The following is a 20,682-nucleotide window of genomic DNA, read 5'->3' on the forward strand; positions in this document are numbered from 1 at the left end:
ATGATAGTCTTAGACCTATTATATGTGAAAAATATGGATGTTTTTGGTAAAATTCAAATTAAAAGATATATATAAAAATTTGCAATATTCCAAACAAGAATTATAAAGATTCATATCATTGTCTTTATACAATATTTATACTATAATAGAATAATAATTTAGAGGAAAGCTCTAAAAATAAACAAATTAAGGGTCTTAACAGTAGTGATTTTATGTTAAGGAGGTATAAAGAAAGTTGAAAACAATAGTTAGAAGACTTATTCTCTACGCAGATGGAATGCGACCTACTCAAATAATGGTATCTGGGTTTGCAGCGATTATTGTAATTGGAGCATTGTTGTTGACACTCCCGATAGCGTCGCAGAGTAGAGAAAGTATAGGGTTATTGAATGCTCTATTTACGGCTACCTCAGCGGTTTGTGTCACTGGTCTAGTTATGGTAGATACGGCAACTTATTGGAGTTTATTTGGACAGATAGTTATAATAACGTTGATACAAATTGGTGGACTTGGATTTATGACTGTAGCCACAATGTTTTCACTTATGGCACGAAAAAAAATACAACTAAGAGAAAGGTTATTAATACAAGAATCACTGAATCAAGCTGATTTGTCAGGTCTTGTAAAACTTACAAGATTTGTATTAATAATAACCATAACAATAGAAGGAATAGGTGCATTGATTTTATCAACTGTCTTTATTCCGCAATTTGGTTTATCTAGAGGAATATGGTATAGTGTATTTCACGCAATATCAGCATTTTGTAATGCCGGATTTGATTTAATGGGAAGTGTAAGTGGACCATTTACATCACTAAATTCATATGTAAATAACTTCACAATATCAATGACTATTTCTACACTTATAGTGTTTGGGGGGCTAGGATTCCCAGTCGTGCTTGATATTGTAAGAAAAAGAAGATTATCAAAATTAAATGTGCATTCTAAAGTTGTCTTATTTTCAACTGCGACACTTATTATAGTAGGTGCATTATTCATTTTTATTATAGAATTTAATCAAAAAGCCACTATGGCGGACTTGCCTCTAAAGGGAAAAGTATTATCAGCAATATTTCAATCAGTAACGGCAAGAACTGCTGGATTTAATACACTTGATTTAGCTACTTTACAAGAAAGTAGTATATTTATAATGATAATTTTGATGTTTATTGGAGCATCACCTGCATCTACTGGAGGAGGTATAAAAACTACGACACTGGCTGTTTTGATAATTACTGTTAGAAGTTTTCTATCAGGAAAATCAGATATAGAAGCCTTTGAAAGAAGATTAGCTCCAGCAACTATAAAAAAATCTCTGGGTATATTTGTAATTAGTATATCAGCAGTTATTTTTGGAACTTTGATTATTTCAATAACTCAGCCTAATTTTACATTAGTTCAATCAGCATTTGAGGTTACATCAGCACTTGCTACAGTAGGTTCAAGTTTAGCTGGAAGTCCAAACCTAAATGCTTTAGGAAAGATTATAATAATAATCTTTATGTTTATGGGTAGAGTTGGTTCTCTTACTTTATTTATGGCAATACTTTCTGGAGGTAGAAGAAAGAGCCAACCAGTCAGATACGCAGAAGGTAAGATTATGGTTGGTTAAAATATAAATTTATTAATAAAGTAATGGAATTAGATATAGTAGTGTGAACAAATAAGTTTGATTAATAAATAAAACATAAATAAAAATAGTAAATTAAAATTAATTTATGTATATATAAAAATTATACGTTATATATAAAATTTATATGCATAACAAGTAATTTAAATGATATTATACAAATTGTGTATTAGGGAGGAAGTTTCGAGATGAAGCAATATATAGTCATTGGGTGTGGGAGATTTGGAAGCTCTGTTGCATCTACTATGCATCTTTTAGGACATCAAGTAATGGCAATAGACAAAAATGAAGATTCAGTTCAAAGTGTATCTGATAAGGTAACTCACTCACTTATAGTAGATGTTACTGATGAACAAGCATTAAGATCATTAGGTTTAGGTAACTTTGATGTGGCAGTAGTTGCAATAGGTTCTGATATAAGAGCATCTATAATGGCGACTCTTATAGCTAAAGAGATGGGTGTAGAGCTGATAATATGTAAGGCAAAGGATGAATTACAAGCTAAAGTACTTTATAAAATTGGTGCAGATAGAGTTGTATTCCCAGAAAGAGATATGGGAGTAAGAGTTGCACACAATTTAGTTTCTGATAACATATTAGACCATATAGAGCTTGACCCAGAGTACTCAATTGTTGAAATCGTAACTCCAAATGGTTGGGTTGGTAAGACTTTAGTAGAGCTTGAATTAAGAGCTAGATATGAGATAACTGTACTTGCTATAAAAACAGGTAAAAATATAAATGTTACACCTTCTCCAGATGAAGAACTTACAGCTGGAAGCATTCTAGTTATAATTGGTCAAAATACTAGTATAACAGCCATAACATCTGGAAATAAGGGGATAATTAGAAGAAGATAATTTATTATTTAATATATATTTAATTGCAATAAAAGTAGATAGTATCATATAATTATGAATAGTTATATGATACTATTTTTATTTAATCAAAAGTAGGATTTGGAAGAGTATGATTTTAATTAAAAGTAAAGTAAGGAGGTTATGCTAAGATAAGTTTAGCATTTAGATAAAATGATTACGAATATAAGCAGTAAGGATAATGAAAAGTTAAAGTATACAAAAGCACTATTGAAGTCAAAAAACAGAAATAAAGAATCAAAGTTCATAGTAGAAGGATATAGAATAGTAGTACTTGCACTTGAATGTGGGGCAAGTCTTGATTATGTATTTATCAATGATGACTTTGAAAATAAGAAGGAACATGTGGAACTATTAGAAGATTTAGATAAAAAACATACAAAGATATATAAGACTAGTAATAAAAACTTTAAGGAACTTATAGATACAGAAAACACCCAAGGTATAATAGGTGTGGTTTCATTTAAAGAAAAAAATTTAAAAGAAAATATAAATAACAAAGATAAATTTGTGTTAATTTTGGACAGAATACAGGACCCAGGAAATATGGGAACTATAATAAGAACTGCTGATTCTGCTGGAGTGGATGCCATAATAGCACTAAAGGGATGTGTTGATATATATAATCCAAAGGTAATTAGGTCGACTATGGGCTCTATTTTTGATATGAATATAATTAATGCCTCTCAAGATGATACTGTGGATATGATTAAATCATTGGGTTTTAATATAGTTTCAAGCTATCTAAATACAGATAATTTTTATGATAAAATAGATTATGGTTCAAAAGTTGCTTTGGTGATAGGAAATGAAGCTAATGGAATAAATGAAGAACTTGTATCAAAGTCTGATATTTTGGTTAAGATACCTATATATGGTAAAGCTGAGTCGTTAAATGCAGCAATAAGCTCTGCTATATTGATGTATGAAATAAAAAAATACTTGATTTAATGTATTGTAATAAATATAATGTCATGTTATAATCTTGAATTAAATAGTAGAATATCAAAAATAGTCAATATATTTAAAAAATAATTGAATTAATTATGTATTAGATGTATATTAAAAATAGTCACATAATTTGAATGGAAATGATATAATACTAAAATAAACAATATAATATTGTAGATACAATGAAAGAGGAAAGTATTTTGATTAAACTTAGTAAAGAGATAAACACCTAGGCTGGGAGTGTTTTCTAAGAGGTCAGGAGAAGTTCCCTCTGGAGTAACAGAGCTGAAACTTGATAGTAGGCTTTGACGTGAAAAACGCGTTAAGTTTGTTAGAGGTGGTTTGATGATTTTTTAATTGTTAAACTACTAGGGTGGTACCGCGAAACTATAGCCTTTCGTCCCTAGACAGGGATTGAGGGGCTTTTTTTATACAAAAAAACGAAAGGGTGATATGTGTGCAAGAAAAATTACTTGCTTTACGTGAAGCAGCTTTAGCTGAAATAAAAGAGGCACAAAGCATAGAAAGTGTAGAAAGTTTAAGAGTTAAGTATTTAGGAAAAAAAGGTGAGATAACTGCCATACTTAAAGAGATGGGAAAATTATCTGCTGAGGAAAGACCAGTAGTTGGTAAGGTTGCTAATGATGTAAGAGAGAATATTGAACTTAGCATAAATTCTAAGAAAGAAGAATTAAATGCTATTGAAAAAGAAAGAAAATTAAAAGAAGAAGTAATAGATGTTACTCAACCAGGAAAAATTCTAAAGGTTGGAAAGAGACATCCAATAACTCAAATCATAGATGAAGTAACAGACATATTTATTGGAATGGGATTCTCTGTAGCAGAAGGTCCAGAAGTTGAGACTGTTGATAATAACTTTGATGCTTTAAATGCTCCTAAAGACCATCCATCAAGAGATATGAGTGATACATTCTATATGAATGATGGTGTATTACTTAGAACTCAAACATCTCCAGTTCAAGTAAGAACTATGAGAAGTCAAGAGTTACCAATAAAAGTAATTGCACCAGGTAGATGCTTTAGATCAGATTCGCCAGATGCAACACATTCACCAATGTTCCATCAGATAGAAGGGCTTGTTGTTGGGAAAGATGTTACTATGGCAGAATTTAAAGGAACTATGGATATCTTCGTTGAAAAATTGTTTGGTTCTGATATCAAAACGAAGTTTAGACCTCACAACTTCCCATTTACAGAGCCAAGTGCAGAAGTTGATGTTACTTGTTTCAAATGTGGTGGTAAAGGTTGCCCAATGTGTAAGTATGAAGGTTGGATAGAAATATTAGGTTCAGGTATGGTTCATCCAAACGTTCTTAGAAATTGTGGAATAGACCCAGAGGTTTACAGTGGATTTGCATTTGGAGTTGGGGTTGAAAGACTTGCAATGCTTAAATATGAAATAGATGATATTAGATTATTATTCGAAAATGATATGAGATTCTTAAATCAATTTTAATTAGGAGGGTATGTAGATGTTAGTATCTTTAAAATGGCTTAGAGACTATGTTGATATAGACATGGATGTAAAAGAGTTCGCTGATAAAATGACAATGACAGGAACTAAAGTTGAAACAATAGATTATTATGGTGAAGAGATAGAAAATATATTGGTTGGAAAGATTTTAGAAATAAAACAACATCCAAATGCTGATAAGTTAGTTATAACTAAGGTAGATATTGGAGATAAAGTTGTTCAAATAGTTACAGGAGCTACAAATATATCAGAAGGAGATTATATTCCAGTAGCTGTAAATGGTTCTAAATTACCTGGAGGAGTTGAAATCAAACAAACTGACTTCAGAGGTGAATTATCAGATGGTATGATGTGTTCAGCAGCTGAATTAGGTATAGATGAACATTACATTGAAGAGTACAAAAGAGGTGGTATATATATTTTAGACCACGAAGATTCATATGAATTGGGAAAAGATATAAAAGATGTTTTAGGATTAAAAGATGCTTTAATAGATTTTGAATTAACTTCAAATAGACCTGACTGCAAATGTATGATAGGTATAGCTAGAGAAGCAGCTGCAACTATAGGAACAAAAGTAAAATATCCTGAAATTGAAGTAGAAGAAAGTGATGAAGAGATAGACTTCAAAGTTGAAATAGACAATCCAGACTTATGTAGAAGATATTTTGCTAGAATGGTTACTGATGTAAAAATAGAACCTTCTCCATATTGGATGCAAAGAAGACTTACAGAAGCAGGTGTAAGACCTATAAGTAACATAGTTGATATAACAAACTTCGTAATGTTAGAGCTTGGTCAACCACTTCATGCTTTTGATATAAATCAAGTAGAGACTGGAAGAATAGTAGTAAGAACTGCTAAAGATGGAGAAAAACTTGTAACATTAGATGATGTTGAAAGAACATTAGATAAAGATGTGCTAGTTATAACAAATGGAGAAAAATCGCTTGGTATAGCTGGTGTAATGGGTGGTGCTAACTCAGAAATAACTAACAGTACAAAGACTGTACTTTTCGAGAGTGCTAATTTCAAACCAGAAAACATAAGAATGACAGCTAAAAAAGTTGGAATTAGATCAGAAGCATCTTCAAGAAATGAAAAAGATTTAGACCCTAATATTGCAGAGATAGCAGCAAATAGAGCTGTACAACTTGTTGAGATGTTAGGAGCAGGTAAAGTTTTAAAAGGTGTTGTAGATGTATATCCAAATAAACCAGAGCCTAAAAAATTGGTAGTAAATCCTCAAAGAATTAATCATCTTCTAGGTGTAGATGTACCAATGGAACAGTTTGTGGGAATTTTAGAATCATTAGAATTTAAATGTAATTTAATAGCTAATGATAAATTAGAAATAGATGTACCAAGTTTTAGAACAGATATGGAGCAAGAAGCTGATGTATGGGAAGAAATAGCTAGAATTTATGGATTTGAAAACATACCTTCTGTACAATTAGAAGGAAATACAACAGCAGGAATCAAAACTTCAAAACAAAAATTCATGGACTCTTTAAAAGATAATTCAACTGCTGTAGGATTAAACGAAATATTAACATATTCATTTGTAAGCCCTAAGGGAGTAGATAAGATAAGAGTACCAGAAGGTAATGCTAAGAGAAACTTTGTTAAATTACTTAACCCATTAGGAGAAGAAACTTCTGTAATGAGAACTACTCTAATACCAAACATGTTAGATGTTTTATCAACTAATGTATCTCATAAAATAGAAGAAGTATATGCATTTGAGTGTGGACATATATTCATACCACAAGATTCAGAGTTACCTAAAGAAGAAAATAGAATGTGTGTAGGTATGTATGGTAAAGATGTTGATTTCTTTGCATTAAAAGGTGCTATAGAAACAATACTTGTAAATGTAGGATTTAAAGGATATGAAATTGAACCTCAAGATAATAATACTACCTTCCACCCTGGTAGATGTGCTAAAATAGTGTATAATAATAAATATGTAGGTACATTAGGTGAATTGCATCCAGATGTTATAGAAAATTACAATCTAGGTCAAAGAGTTTATGTCGCTGAAATAGATATTGACTTTGTATTTGATAATTCTGATAGAACAAAGAATTATGTACCATTACCAAAATATCCATCTACATCAAGAGATATAGCTCTTATTGTTAAAGAGGATGTATTTGTAAAACAAATAGAAGATATAATAAAGGAAAATGGTCAAGGATTAGTAGAAAGTTACAAGTTATTTGACGTTTACAAAGGTTCTCAAATAGAGGCTGGATACAAGTCAATTGCATATTCAATAACTTATAGAAGTAAGGATAAAACTCTAACAGACGAAGATGTAGCTAAGGTGCATGATAAGATATTAAGTGAATTAAGCGAAAAATTGAATGCTAACTTAAGATCAAATTAACAACTAATGTCGGGGGAGGTTAGGATGAACAAAGTAATGGTTAAAATCCATGGCGTTGAATATCCAATGGTTGGAGATAAGTCAGAGAAGTTTATGATTAGTATTGCTGATTTTGTTGACAAAGAAATGGATAAAATAACACGTCAAAACCCGAAATTAAGCTTATCAGTTGCTGCGATATTAACTGCATTAAATATATCAGACCTTTTATTTGAATGTTCAGATGAGAATGAAAAGTTGATTAAAGCTAATGAAGAATTGAGTAAAAAAGTTGGGGCATCTAATGAAGAACTTCAATTAGAAATCAAGTCTCTAAAGCTTACAATAGCAGAAAAAGAAGCAGAAAGTCGTGAAACTGAGGCTAAGATGAAAGAGTTAATTGATATTATAGAAAATAAAAAGCAAGAAATATTCGAACTTAGTAATACGACAGAAGGTTCTAGAGCCGAGTTAGATGCTTATAAAAGCAAGATTGAGGAACTAAGTGCTCAACTTGAAGAGGCAAATGAGAGAGCTACAATAGCTGAGAATTTAGCTTCTGAGTTTCAAAACAAAGCTTATGATTTACAGCTAAAATGTACAGGGTTAAATAATGATGAAAAAAATGTGAAATAAAATTAAAAGATTTGCTGTCTCTATTGTTTGTTGAGACAGCTTCTTTTAATGTATAAATACAAATATTTATACAGATAAAAGTTTTTTTAATATTAATAAAAAATAGTATCTAAAATAATTTTGATTTGGTATCTATCATTAGAAAGTGAGATGTTTTATATATGACAAGCCAGAGCCAGATGTCTGAATCATTCTTCTTATGTTCTTTATTGGCAATAACAGGAGGATTTTTAGATATTTATACTTATGTAGTAAGAGGAAAGGTCTTTGCCAATGCACAGACTGGAAACATAGTTTTATTAGGGCTTAATATAGCAGAAGGGAATATAAAAAAATCTTTTTATTACTTGATTCCTATTTTGGCATTTATGTTAGGTGTATTTATAGCAGAGAAGATAAGAAAGTACTTTAAAGATAACTCTAAGATTCATTGGCGTCAAGTTATCATTATAATTGAAATGATTACAATACTTGTAGTTTCTTTTGTACCTAGAGGACGATTCAATATGTTTGTAAATGTTGCTATATCTTTTATTTGTTCAATGCAGGTAGAGAGTTTTAGAAAAGTAAATGGAAACAGTTTTGCAACTACAATGTGTACTGGAAATTTAAGAAGCGCTACAGAAACATTATTTCATTATATACAGACCAAGAATGTTTTTATGATAAAAAAGAGTTTGCAGTACTATGCAATTATTGTATTCTTTATATCTGGGGCTATTTTAGGAACTTTTTTTACAAAGATTTTTGTGGAAAAGTCAATCCTAGTATGTTTCTTTATTTTGGCAGTAGTCTTTGGAGTTATGTTTATCAATAAGGATGATTCATTTAACGAAAACTAACTTAGTATAAATTGATAAAAAATGATTTATTATTTGATATACTGTATATGGTAAATAGTATATCAAGTTAAATATAGTAAGTAGTGTATAAATTTAATGTAAGTGTGTGTTATAGATAATTATATTAATCTAATAAGTATAAATAGAGGAGAAAAATATGAAAAAAATAGAATTACTTGCACCAGTTGGCTCTTTTGATTCATTAAAAGCAGCAGTACAAAATGGAGCAAATGCTGTGTACTTAGGTGGTAAAGACTTTAGTGCAAGAGCATCTGCAAACAACTTTGATAGAAATGAGCTAATTGATGCTGTTAAATACTCTCATATAAGGGGAGTACAAGTTTTTGTCACAGTGAATACATTGATAAAACAGTATGAAATAGAGGATTTTGTAGAATATGTAAAATTTTTATATGATATAGATATTGATGCTTTAATAGTGCAAGATATAGGAATGGCAAGGCTTATAAAAAAACTATTACCTGATTTTGAACTACATGCAAGTACTCAAATGGTAGCTCATTCATTAGAAGATGTTAAGTATCTTCAAAGTGTTGGCTTTGATAGAGTTGTTTTAGCAAGAGAATTAAATGTGGATGAGATAAAATGGATTTGTGAGAATACGACTGTAGATATAGAGGTCTTTGTGCATGGGGCTTTATGTGTATGTTACTCAGGTCAGTGCCTTATGAGTAGTATGATAGGGAATAGGTCTGGAAATAGGGGTAGATGTGCACAACCATGTAGACAAAAATATGAGTTGATAGATATAAATACAGGTGAAGTAGTAAAGAGTGATGGAGATTATTTGTTGAGTCCTAGAGATTTAAGTACTATAGAGGAATTAGATAAAATAATTGAAGCAGGTGTATTATCTCTAAAAATAGAAGGAAGAATGAAAAAGCCTGAATATGTAGCTACTGTAGTTTCAGGATATAGAGAAGCAATTAATGAATTTGTAGATAAGAATAAAATAAGTATTTCTGATGAAATAATAAATAATTTGTATACTATATTTAATAGAAAGTTTACAAAAGGATATATACTAGGTGAAGTTGGTAAGGATGTAATGAACTCCAATAGACCTAATAATCAAGGTCTATATGTTGGAAAAGTTTTAGATTACAATAGAAGAAGCAAAAGGCTTAGAGTCATATTAGAAAACACACTTAAAAAAGGTGATGGAATCAATCTAGGTGGAGGTACTATTGGAAGGATAATAAAAGATGGAGATATAACTACAATAGCACATAAAGGCGATTTGATAGAATTAGATTTTGTTGGAGAAGCAAAGAGAAATCAGCTTATATTTAAGACTTCAGATAGTGAGTTGATGGATAGAGTACAAGCTACATTCCAACAAGATAAGGAGTTAATAAAAACTAATATAAAAGCAAAAGCAAGTATTAAACTAGGTAAAAAGCCTGTGCTTTCTATAAGTGATTTCTGTGGGAATACATCAATTGTAGAGGGAGAAAAGATAGTTGAAAAAGCTATAAAAGTAGCTTTAAGCAAGGAGAAAATAGAGACACAAATCCAAAAGCTTGGTAATACTCCTTATACATCAAAAGATATAGAAATTGATTTGGATGAAGGTGTAAGTATGCCTATAAGTGTTCTAAATCAAATGAGAAGAGATTGTATTGAGCTTTTAGACCAAGAAAGAATAAAAATAAAAGGTAGAAAGTTTAAGGAGAATAGATTAAAATACCAACCAGACAGAGTAAATAAACAGAAAAAACTTAATACAGTCCCTAAAATTAGAGTTAAAGTCAAGAACTTAGAGCAATTAGAAGCAGTATTAAAGTACAATGTGGATTTAATTTATTATGAAGATATAAATACATTATCAAAAGCCTTAGAAATGGTATCAAATATTTCTAAAGAATCAATAGTTTCAAATGTAAATAACATAAATACTTCTGGTGAAAAGAGTTCTAGTGTTGAAAATACTGAAAGTAGATTAATATATTCAGTACCACGAATTATTAGAAATAAGGAATATAAGCAATTTGAAACATTAGATAATATAAAAGGAATCAATAAGGTTCAAATTGGTAACTGGGGTTCTATGGAATATTTTAAAGGAAAAGATTTAAATATAGATTGCTATTTAAATGCATTTAATAGTGAAAGTATAAATCACTTCAAAGATGAGGGAGCAGGTACAGTTTGTTTATCACAAGAATTAAATTTAAATGAAATCAAACAAACTTTAAAATATACAGATGTAGAAATTGAAGCAGTAATATATGGATATACTCCTATGATGATTACGGAATACTGCCCTATGGGAGTTGTTGTTAGGGATTGTAAAAAGGACAAGAGAGTTGCTAAATGTAAGGAAAGTAGCTATGCCTTAAGAGATTTTACAGATGCAAGTTATAGAATAACACAAGATATATTCTGTAGAAGTACGATTTACAATTCAAAGGTAACTTGTATGTTGGATAATCTATATGAGTTAGATGAAATTGGAATAGATGTGTTTAGAATAGATTTTACAGTAGAAGATAGTGAGATGGTTAAAAAGGTTATTGAAGCCCATATTGAGGTTTTGAGTAATGATTTTAAGCTTGGAGAAAAGGCCACTAATTTATATAAGAAATTGGATGAAATTGGAACAGTTGCAGGACACTACTATAAAGGTGTAGAATAGATATAATATGAAAAATATACATAAATATATAAATAAACTTAAATTTATGTGTATTAAAATATAAAAATATCATATACATGAAAAAATAGGGGGAATAATGAAAATGAGAGAAGAAGCTTTAGAAATTTTATTTAAGTATTTAGAGACTGATAGAATGAGAAAACATTGTTATGCTGTTGAAGCAGTTATGAGAGACTTAGCTAAAAGATTAGAGCCAGAAAAAGAAGAAGAGTGGGCAGTTGCAGGCCTTTTACATGATTTAGATTCAGATATAGTTGGGAGAAAGCCAGGGGAAATCTGTGAAGGACATGCTACAACAACAGTGGAACTGCTTAAAAAAGAAAACTTTGGTGATGAAGAGATGTATAGAGCAATACTTGGTCATCATGATGGAATGGGAGTTACAAGAACTAGTCTAATGGAAAAAGCTATATATGCAGCAGACCCTATAACTGGTTTTATAACTGCTATAGCGTTAGTTTATCCAGATAAAAAGCTTACTAGTGTAAAAACAAAGTCTGTAATTAAAAGAATGAAAGAAACAAGATTTGCTTCAAATGTAAATAGAGATGCAATGAGAAGTATAGAAGATATAGGGATTCCATTTGATGAATTTGCAGAGCTTTCTCTTAATGCAATGAAGAATATCAGTGATGTTCTTGAGAGTAATGAAAATGAATAATACCAATAATATACGAATAAAAAATAGGAAAAGAAAGTAAGGCGGGATGTATGAAGCTTACAACTATTTGTTATATAGAAAAAGATGGAAAGACTTTAATGTTATATAGAAATAAAAAGAAAGATGATATACATGAAGGTAAATATGTAGGAGTTGGAGGAAAGTTTGAGCAAGGAGAGACTCCTGAAGATTGTGTAATTAGAGAAGTTAAAGAAGAAACTGGGCTTACTCTTAACTCGCTAACATATAAAGGATTGATAACTTTTCCAAAGTTTAAGAATGATGAGGACTGGTACATGTTCTTATATTTTTCAGATGATTTTGAAGGTGACTTATCCGAAAAAGATTTGGATGATTGTAAAGAAGGAAAATTAATTTGGGTAGACAATGATAAAATATTTGACTTAAATATGTGGGAAGGTGACAGATTGTTTTTGAATTGGGCTAAGACTGGTAAAGTTTTTAGTGCAAAGATAATATACAATAACGGAAAATTGGAAGATTATAGTGTAAATTTCTTAACTTAATTTGTATACATATTTTCAATTTAGACTTGATTTGGAGTTAATATTGTTAAAAAAATAAAAATTGACTTAGACAACTATTTGCTTTATACTAAAGTAAAATTTTTAAATGGAGGAAAAATCTAGAATGATAGACATAAATTTAGAAACATGCGTAGGTTGTGGCTTGTGTGAATCAGACTGCCTTGTAAATGCAATAAAAGTTAGAGAAAATAAAGCAAAGGTAAAAAATATTCTCTGTATTAATTGTGGTCACTGTATGGCAATTTGCCCAACAGACTCTATAGAAATGCAGGGATTTGATAAGAGTGAAGTATTAGAATACAATCATGAGACTTTTGACTTAGAATCTGAAAACTTAATGAATTTCATAAAATTTAGAAGAAGTATAAGAGACTACAAAGACATAGAAGTAGAAGAAGAAAAAATAAGAAATATAGTAGAAGCTGGTAGATATACGCCAACAGGTGGAAATAGACAGCCTCTAAGATACATATTGGTAAAAGATAAATTAAAAGAAGTAAAAGAATTGGCAATAGAAGGGCTTTACAATATGGCACTAAATACTGATGATGAAGACCCTGTTCGTTCTATATACAAAAACACATTTAAGAGAATGTATAAAGGATATAAAGAAAAGGGAATTGATTCTTTATTTTACGATGCACCATTACTTATGGTAGTTGTTGGTGATATTTCTTTAGGTGGAAGTGTATATGTAGATGGAGGATTAGCTGCATCTAATATGGAGCTTATGGCTTATTCACAAGGATTAGGAATGTGTTATAATGGATTCTTTGTTATGGCATCAAATATAGAGCCAAAGATAAAAGAGTTATTAGGAATGAATGATAATGAGGCAGTTATAACTTCATTTATATTAGGTTATCCAAATGTAAAATATAAAAGAACTGTAAATAGAAATGATGCTAAACTTGATATAATATAAATTAAAAATAATATTATATATCAAATTAAGATAAATAATTTGCTAATATATCAAATTTATTGTAAAGGCAAGTTAAATGGAGTATAATCAAATTATATTATGTATGAATGAGGATATTAAATTTTTTACGAAATTTTATGTCCTTTTTTATACTAACTTATATTTTAAAACCCAGAAAATTATACAGTGTATACACTGTAAATATTATTATATGGAGGAAGCGGTAGTGAATTTGAAAAAGTTATTTTCTTTAACTTTTATAATTGTGTCCATATTCACTTTTTGTATATTTCCTTTTGATATTAATGCCATGAATAATGATAATCGTACTATACGTGTTGCTTATCCTATTCAAGAAGGTCTAAATGAAGTAGATGAACAAGGTAGATACTCTGGATATAACTATGAATACTTACAAGAAATTGCTCAGTATACTGGATGGAATTATGAGTTTGTTCGGGTTGGAGGAGATACAAACACTTCTCTTCTTAAATCTATGGAGATGTTAGAAAAAGGCGAAGTTGACTTAATGGGTGGAATGTTATACGATGAACAATTAGAGAAAATATATGATTATGCAGGTTCTAGTTATGGGACTGTAAATACAGTATTACAAGTGCTTAAAGACAATGTAGATATTGACAGTGTGAGTTCACAAGTTACAAAGACCATGCGTATTGCAGTGCCAGAGAATGGAATTAATAAGATTAAAGAATTAGATAGATATTGTGAAATGAATCAAATATCTCCTGAATTGGTGCCTTGTAAGACAGGAGAAGAACAGTTACAGGCATTAAAGGATGGAAAGGCAGATGCAATGCTTAATGTCAGTATGAATCATATAGATGGTGTTCGAACTATAGCTAAATTTTCTCCTAAACCATTCTATTTTATTACATATAAAGGCAATAAAGAATTATCTCAACAACTCAACTCAGCAATCTCTAATATTGAGCAAACAGACCCATATTTTTCACAGACATTATATGAGAAATATTTTACACCAGAAAATAAAGAGTTAGTTTTATCCAATAAGGAATCTGAATATATAAAAAATATAGAAACTTTGCAAGTAGGAGTTTTACTAAAAAATCCACCATTTCAATATGTAGATGATAAAACAGGTAAATTAAAGGGAATTTCAATAGACTTACTTAATTATATCTCAGATAAAACTGGCTTAAAGTTTGATATGATACCTGTGAAATCTCAGAAAGAATTGGACAATATGATAAAAGATTCTAAGATTGATATTGTAGCTGGTATGTCTTATGATTATGAAAGGGCACGTGAACGTCATGTAGCCATGACTCGCCCATTTATTTCTACACAGTATATTATGATGATTAATAATAAGATTAATGAAGATAGTCTAGAAAATAAACGTTTAGCTCTTACAAAAGATACTTCTTATAAAGAATATTCATCTAATAATATTATTTGGTATGATACATTAGAGGAGTGTATTGAAGCTGTAAATAGTGGAAGAGCCGATTATACATATGGTGAAGGATATGCTATACAGTATTATGTCAATCAACCCAAGTATAAGTATGTTCGTCTAATTCAACAAAACTATGAACCACATCGTTTTTGTTTTGGTGTAGCTAAACAGAACAAACAGGAATTATATAGTATATTAAATAAGGCTATTAATAGTATGCCTACTGAAAACATGCAATCAATTATTTATAAGAATACTACATATATATCAAATTTTTCTCTAATTCATATTATGCAGGAAAATCCAATTCAAACTATTCTTATAGTCTCTAGTATATCATTATGTATTATTATAATTATGGCTTGGAGTCTTCGTACTCGTACAAGTATGAATCAGAGAATTTCTTTAGAACTTAAAAAACATACTGAAGTATATGAGATGGCAAGTGAGTATTTCTTTGAATATGATTATCAAGCAGATAAAATTACGATTGCTATGCAAGAAAATGGAGTTAATGTCTTTAATGGTTTAAGTCATAGTAAAGATGAACATGAAAATGAAATTGAAAAAGAGTATAGGGAACAATTTTTTAAGTTGATTAGGGAACAAGAAAATGGTTCAACAGAAATGTATTGTGTTTGTCCTGATGGAGAGTTTCATTGGGTTAGAATTACATCAAAGATAATTCATAATGAAAAGAATGTTCCTGTGTATTCAATAGGCAAATTACATAATATTGATTGTGAAAAAGAGGAAAAAATGAGGTTGTTAGATAAAGCGCAAAGAGATAGTTTAACAAATATTTTTAATGCTGCTTCTATAAGGGATATGGCTACAAAAAGTTTAGATGATTTATCTCATAATGAAAGGGGAGCTTTACTTATCTTAGATATTGACTATTTTAAAGATATAAATGATACTTATGGTCATCTTGTTGGAGATAAGATGCTGATTGCAGTTGCAAATATTCTTGTTAAATGTTTTGATGAATGTGACATAGTAGGTCGCCTAGGGGGTGACGAATTTAGCATATATGTTAAAAATGTAAAGGATACAGAAAGTCTTATAGAAAAGTGTAATATTTTATATGATAAAATCCATGGCATTAAATTACCAAATGGAAATAGTATATCTGTAAGTATGGGCGGTGTAATATCAAAGCAAGGACAGACATATGATGAGATATACAAAATGGCAGATGATGCACTTTATAATTCGAAGAAGCAGGGTAGAAATCGATTTAAAATTACTGAATAGGAAAATTTTTTATATACATTTAAAGAATAAAAAATCTATCAAATAAAAATATATAGTAAAATAATAAAGCCTAATGACAAATATAAAAATGCATCATTAGGCTTTATTCCTATAAACTTTTATAATGTTAATTTATAGACTAAGCGTAATATAGATTTATTTATAATCTATAATTGTATCCAAGACTCAATCCAAATAAACTTTAGATTTAATATTGGTTCATAGATTTTAATATTTCTATAACATAATCCCAAACATTAGCTATAGAAGGGATACTAACATGTTCATTTGGAGTATGAACATCAAACATATCTGGTCCTATAGATATAGCTTCAGCATGAGGAAGTTTATCAAGTAATAATCCACACTCAAGACCAGCATGTAGAGCCATAACAGTAGGAACTTTACCAGTTAATTTTTCATAAGTTTCACTACATATTTTTTCTAATTTAGAACCTTTTTTGAACTCCCAAGCTGGATATTGAGAAGTAAGACCATAATCAGCACCTAAAGCTTGAGCTAAAAGTCTTATTCTATCAGCTATCTCATCTCTAATAGACATAACAGAACTTCTAACAGAAGTTAAGAATTCAATAGTAGATTCTTTAGTTTCAATTATAGCGAAGTTAGTAGAACTTTCAACTAATCCTTCTATATCAAGGCTCACAGATTGAACACCATGAGGAGTTAAGCTTGACATTTGAACAACTTTTTCTTTACAATCTTTAGCAAGAACTTTTTCTACAGAAGTTTCAGCTACTGAATAAGTCATACCAGGGTCAGAAGTAGTGAACTCATGTTTAAATGCAGTTAAAATTTCATTTATTTGTTTTTTAGCAACTTCAACATCAGCTTTATTAACAGCTATTACACACTTAGCTTCACGAGGTATAGCATTGTGCTTAGTTCCACCATCAACTGAAGCTAAATCATAGTCAACATCTAATACGCTTAATACTCTAGCTATTGCTTTATTAGCATTTGCTCTTTGTAAAACAATTTCCATACCAGAGTGTCCACCTAATAGTCCAGTAACTTCAACTAATAAACCTTGCTTGTCAGCTTCAACTTCTTTGTATTCAACAGGTAAACTAACAACACAAGTTTTACCACCAGCACAACTAACTAATAAGTATCCTTCCTCCTCGGAGTCCATATTTAGGATATATTGACCTTTAATTAAGCTAGGCTCTAATGCATCAGCACCATTCATACCATCTTCTTCATTAACAGTAACTAAAACTTCTAATGCTGGATGCTCTAAAGTGTTGTCTTCTAATATAGCCATACCCATAGCAACAGCTATACCATTGTCAGCTCCTAAAGTAGTTCCAGTAGCATATATCATGTCACCATCGATTCTTAATTTTATAGGGTCTTTAAGAAAATCATGTTCAACATTCTTTTCTTTTTCACAAACCATGTCCATGTGTCCTTGAAGAACTACGCCTGGACAATTCTCATATCCTTTTGTAGCAGGCTTTCTTATTATTATGTTTAAGCTTTCATCTTGAATAGTTTCAAGACCTAAATCTTTGCCAAAGTTAAGTAAATAATCACTTATACCTTTTTCATTTCCAGAACCTCTAGGAATTTGAGATATTTTCTCAAAGTTTTTAAAAACATTTTCTGGTTTTAATCCTTCTAATACGTTTCCCATGACTTATGTTCCTCCTTAGTTTATCTATATAAGTAGCTATTCTTTAAAAACATGCTAAAACAAACTACTTTAAAAATATTAAAGAAGATTTTTTAACAGATTATATTACAAATAAAGCATGTTTATGTATAATATATAGATAGCTACATACATAGTATAATACAAAATATGTGTAAAATATATCTAAAAGAGAAAAAATATAATAATTTTAGAAATGAAAAAGAAATAAAACTTGCAGTTTTTATTGGAAATGCTTGAAAACATACATTTTTAAAATTAAATAAAAAAGTTAAAATATCGAGGATGGTGAATATAGAAAATGAATGAGAAATCGTTAAGAGTTCTAGAATACAATAAAATAATAGACTTATTAAAGAAGAAAGCCTCATCTTCTTTAGGTCTAAAATATATAGAAAGTTTAGTCCCAAATACTGATTTTATAGAAGTAAAATCTATGCTAGAAGAAACTAGTGAAGCTCAATCAATTATTATAAAGAGAGGTTCAGTAGGTTTGGAAGGTATCCATGATATAGAAGACAAGGTAAAGAGAGCGTATATAGGAGCATCTCTTGACCCAGGAAGTCTAATTATGATAGCAGATACTTTAAGAGTAGCTAGGAGATTGAAAAATAGTCTATCCAGCAGTGATGAAGAAGATTTCAATTATCCAATAATACAATCTCTATCAAATTCTCTATATGTGTATAAAGACATAGAAGACCAGATATACAATGCGATAATTAGTGAAGTAGAGATATCTGACAATGCCTCAAGTACACTTAGAGATATCAGAAGAAGAATATCTCAGAAAAATCAATCCATTAGGTCGAAACTAAATTCAATAATAAGTTCAACTACTTATCAAAAATACTTACAAGATGCCATAATTTCTCTAAGAGGTGATAGATTTGTAGTGCCTGTAAAAGCTGAATATAGGTCGCAAGTTGCTGGTATAGTACATGACCAGTCATCTTCTGGTGCGACACTTTTTATAGAGCCAATGACTATAGTAGAAATGAACAATGAATTGAGACAGTTGAAATTAGGAGAACAAGAAGAGATAGAAAGAATTTTATCAGAGCTTTCTGCTATGGTTGGAGAAGTGAGTGAACACTTAATTTCTAATCAGGAGATACTAGGAAGATTGGACTTTGCATTTTCAAAAGGAAAACTTTCGATACAAATGAGAGGTATAGAACCAACTTTAAATGAGGATAAATATTTAAATATAAAAAATGGAAGACATCCTTTGTTAGATAAGAAAAAAGTAGTAGCAAATACAATTTATTTAGGAAGAGACTTCCACACGTTAGTAATAACAGGTCCAAACACAGGCGGTAAGACTGTTACAATAAAAACTGTGGGTCTATTTGCACTTATGACACAAAGTGGACTTCATATACCTGCTGATTATGGAAGTAGTATGTGTGTATATGATAATGTATTTGCAGATATAGGAGATGAACAAAGTATTGAGCAGAGTCTATCAACATTTTCATCTCATATGACGAATATAGTATCAATACTACAAAACGTAACAGCAGACTCTTTAGTTATATTTGACGAATTAGGAGCAGGGACAGACCCTGTTGAAGGAGCTGCCCTTGCAATAGCAGTATTAGAAGATATAAATTCTGTAGGAGCTAAATGTATAGCAACCACTCACTATAGTGAGCTTAAAAACTATGCTCTTACTAAATCTGGTGTAGAAAATGCAGCAGTTGAATTTGATATAGAAACATTAAGTCCAACATATAAACTACTTATAGGTGTTCCAGGAAAATCGAATGCTTTTGAAATTTCTAGAAAACTTGGACTAAGTGACTATGTAATTTCACGTGCTAAAGAATATATAAATACAGATAACATAGCTTTAGAAGATGTATTACAGAATGTTGAAAAGAATAGAATCAAAGCAGTAGAAGACAGAGAAGAAGCGGAAAGATTAAAAGAAGAGATTGAAAGACTAAAGGTAGAATATGATGAAAAGCTTGAAAAATTGATTAGCCAAAGAGATAAGATGGTTGAAAAAGCTAAGTCAGAAGCGTTTTCAATTATAAGACAAGCTAAAGAAGAAGTAGACATTATAATAAAGGAACTTAGAAATCTTGAACAGGAAAGAGCTTCAAAAGAAAAGAATCGTAAGATAGAAGAACTTAGAAAAGAATTGACTAGTTCTATGGGAAGTCTTCAACCAACAGTAAAAAGCATGATAGTTCCAAAGGTTTCAAATAAAGAGATAAAAGACCTAAAGCCAGGAGAAGAAGTCAAGGTAATAACTCTAAACCAAAATGGTAGTGTAGTGTCAGTGGATAAAAAGAGAAAAGAAGCAGTAGTGCAAATTGGTATAATGAAGATGACCCTACCTTTTAAATCTTTACAAAAAACTCGCAAGGATGTTTCAACAAATGTAACTAAATCAACAAGAAATATAATAAGGTCAAAATCTGGTAATATAAAAAATGAAGTTGACCTTAGAGGGTTAAATCTAGAAGAAGCTATAATGGAAGTTGAAAAATATCTTGACGATGCATATGTGGCAGGATTGGAATCTGTAACAGTAATACATGGAATTGGTACAGGAGTACTAAAAGCAGGACTACAAGACGTATTAAGAAGGAATAGACATGTAAAATCACAAAGAGGTGGTCAATATGGAGAAGGTGGAGCAGGAGTAACAATTGTTAAACTAAAATAATTTGTA

At 30.2% G+C, this 20,682-nt stretch carries 14 protein-coding genes and 1 other annotated feature; of the genes, 13 read left to right on the top strand and 1 reads right to left on the bottom strand.

Annotation, left to right across the window (positions count from 1 at the left end; genetic code table 11):
• The first annotated feature begins 235 nt into the window (after positions 1-235).
• From KGF38_RS10270 to KGF38_RS10325, 12 genes are all read left to right on the top strand, one after another.
• Complete coding sequence (locus KGF38_RS10270; protein ID WP_054269230.1) at positions 236-1,612, top strand: TrkH family potassium uptake protein; 1,377 nt, start codon at positions 236-238, stop codon at positions 1,610-1,612.
• Positions 1,613-1,818: 206 nt separating this feature from the next.
• Positions 1,819-2,490 carry a potassium channel family protein gene (locus KGF38_RS10275; protein ID WP_054269231.1) on the top strand — a complete coding sequence of 224 codons (672 nt, stop codon included), beginning with the start codon at positions 1,819-1,821 and terminating at the stop codon, positions 2,488-2,490.
• A gap of 171 nt (positions 2,491-2,661) precedes the next feature.
• Positions 2,662-3,459, top strand: coding sequence for a TrmH family RNA methyltransferase (locus KGF38_RS10280; RefSeq protein WP_227832331.1), 798 nt, complete (start codon positions 2,662-2,664; stop codon positions 3,457-3,459).
• A 173-nt stretch (positions 3,460-3,632) separates the two neighbouring features.
• Positions 3,633-3,867, top strand: a binding site (T-box leader).
• 49 nt (positions 3,868-3,916) lie between these two features.
• Positions 3,917-4,936 carry a phenylalanine--tRNA ligase subunit alpha gene (gene pheS, locus KGF38_RS10285; RefSeq protein ID WP_021383457.1) on the top strand — a complete coding sequence of 340 codons (1,020 nt, stop codon included), beginning with the start codon at positions 3,917-3,919 and terminating at the stop codon, positions 4,934-4,936.
• 16 nt (positions 4,937-4,952) lie between these two features.
• On the top strand, positions 4,953-7,346 hold the full coding sequence (pheT, locus tag KGF38_RS10290) for a phenylalanine--tRNA ligase subunit beta (protein WP_227832333.1): 2,394 nt from the start codon (positions 4,953-4,955) through the stop codon (positions 7,344-7,346).
• 24 nt (positions 7,347-7,370) lie between these two features.
• Positions 7,371-7,961 (top strand): cell division protein ZapA, encoded by a 591-nt coding sequence (gene zapA, locus KGF38_RS10295; protein WP_054269234.1) that lies wholly within the window; start codon positions 7,371-7,373, stop codon positions 7,959-7,961.
• A 179-nt stretch (positions 7,962-8,140) separates the two neighbouring features.
• Positions 8,141-8,803, top strand: a complete 663-nt coding sequence (locus KGF38_RS10300; RefSeq protein WP_413926753.1) for a YoaK family protein — start codon at positions 8,141-8,143, stop codon at positions 8,801-8,803.
• Between the two features lie 157 nt (positions 8,804-8,960).
• A complete protein-coding gene (locus tag KGF38_RS10305; RefSeq protein WP_223152678.1) occupies positions 8,961-11,462 on the top strand; it encodes a U32 family peptidase in 2,502 nt (833 codons plus the stop codon).
• A gap of 97 nt (positions 11,463-11,559) precedes the next feature.
• The gene (locus KGF38_RS10310) at positions 11,560-12,144 is read left to right on the top strand and encodes an HD domain-containing protein (RefSeq protein WP_054269237.1); all 585 of its coding nucleotides are present in this window, start codon (positions 11,560-11,562) and stop codon (positions 12,142-12,144) included.
• Between the two features lie 50 nt (positions 12,145-12,194).
• Entirely contained in the window at positions 12,195-12,671 is a 477-nt protein-coding gene (locus KGF38_RS10315) for an NUDIX hydrolase (RefSeq protein ID WP_054269238.1), read from the top strand.
• A 124-nt stretch (positions 12,672-12,795) separates the two neighbouring features.
• Positions 12,796-13,617, top strand: coding sequence for a nitroreductase family protein (locus KGF38_RS10320; RefSeq protein WP_054269239.1), 822 nt, complete (start codon positions 12,796-12,798; stop codon positions 13,615-13,617).
• A gap of 226 nt (positions 13,618-13,843) precedes the next feature.
• The gene (locus KGF38_RS10325) at positions 13,844-16,318 is read left to right on the top strand and encodes a diguanylate cyclase domain-containing protein (RefSeq protein WP_227832335.1); all 2,475 of its coding nucleotides are present in this window, start codon (positions 13,844-13,846) and stop codon (positions 16,316-16,318) included.
• 208 nt (positions 16,319-16,526) lie between these two features.
• On the opposite strand, the gene KGF38_RS10330 is transcribed toward KGF38_RS10325, so the two are convergent.
• The gene (locus KGF38_RS10330; protein ID WP_054269240.1) at positions 16,527-17,978 is read right to left on the bottom strand and encodes an aminoacyl-histidine dipeptidase; all 1,452 of its coding nucleotides are present in this window, start codon (positions 17,976-17,978) and stop codon (positions 16,527-16,529) included.
• 319 nt (positions 17,979-18,297) lie between these two features.
• On the opposite strand from KGF38_RS10330, the gene KGF38_RS10335 reads away from it, so the two are divergent.
• Positions 18,298-20,676, top strand: a complete 2,379-nt coding sequence (locus KGF38_RS10335) for an endonuclease MutS2 (protein WP_054269241.1) — start codon at positions 18,298-18,300, stop codon at positions 20,674-20,676.
• The last annotated feature ends 6 nt before the right edge of the window (positions 20,677-20,682 follow it).

It is taken from the genome of Clostridioides sp. ZZV14-6387, from assembly GCF_020657835.1.
GTDB classification, from domain to species: domain Bacteria; phylum Bacillota; class Clostridia; order Peptostreptococcales; family Peptostreptococcaceae; genus Clostridioides; species Clostridioides difficile_A.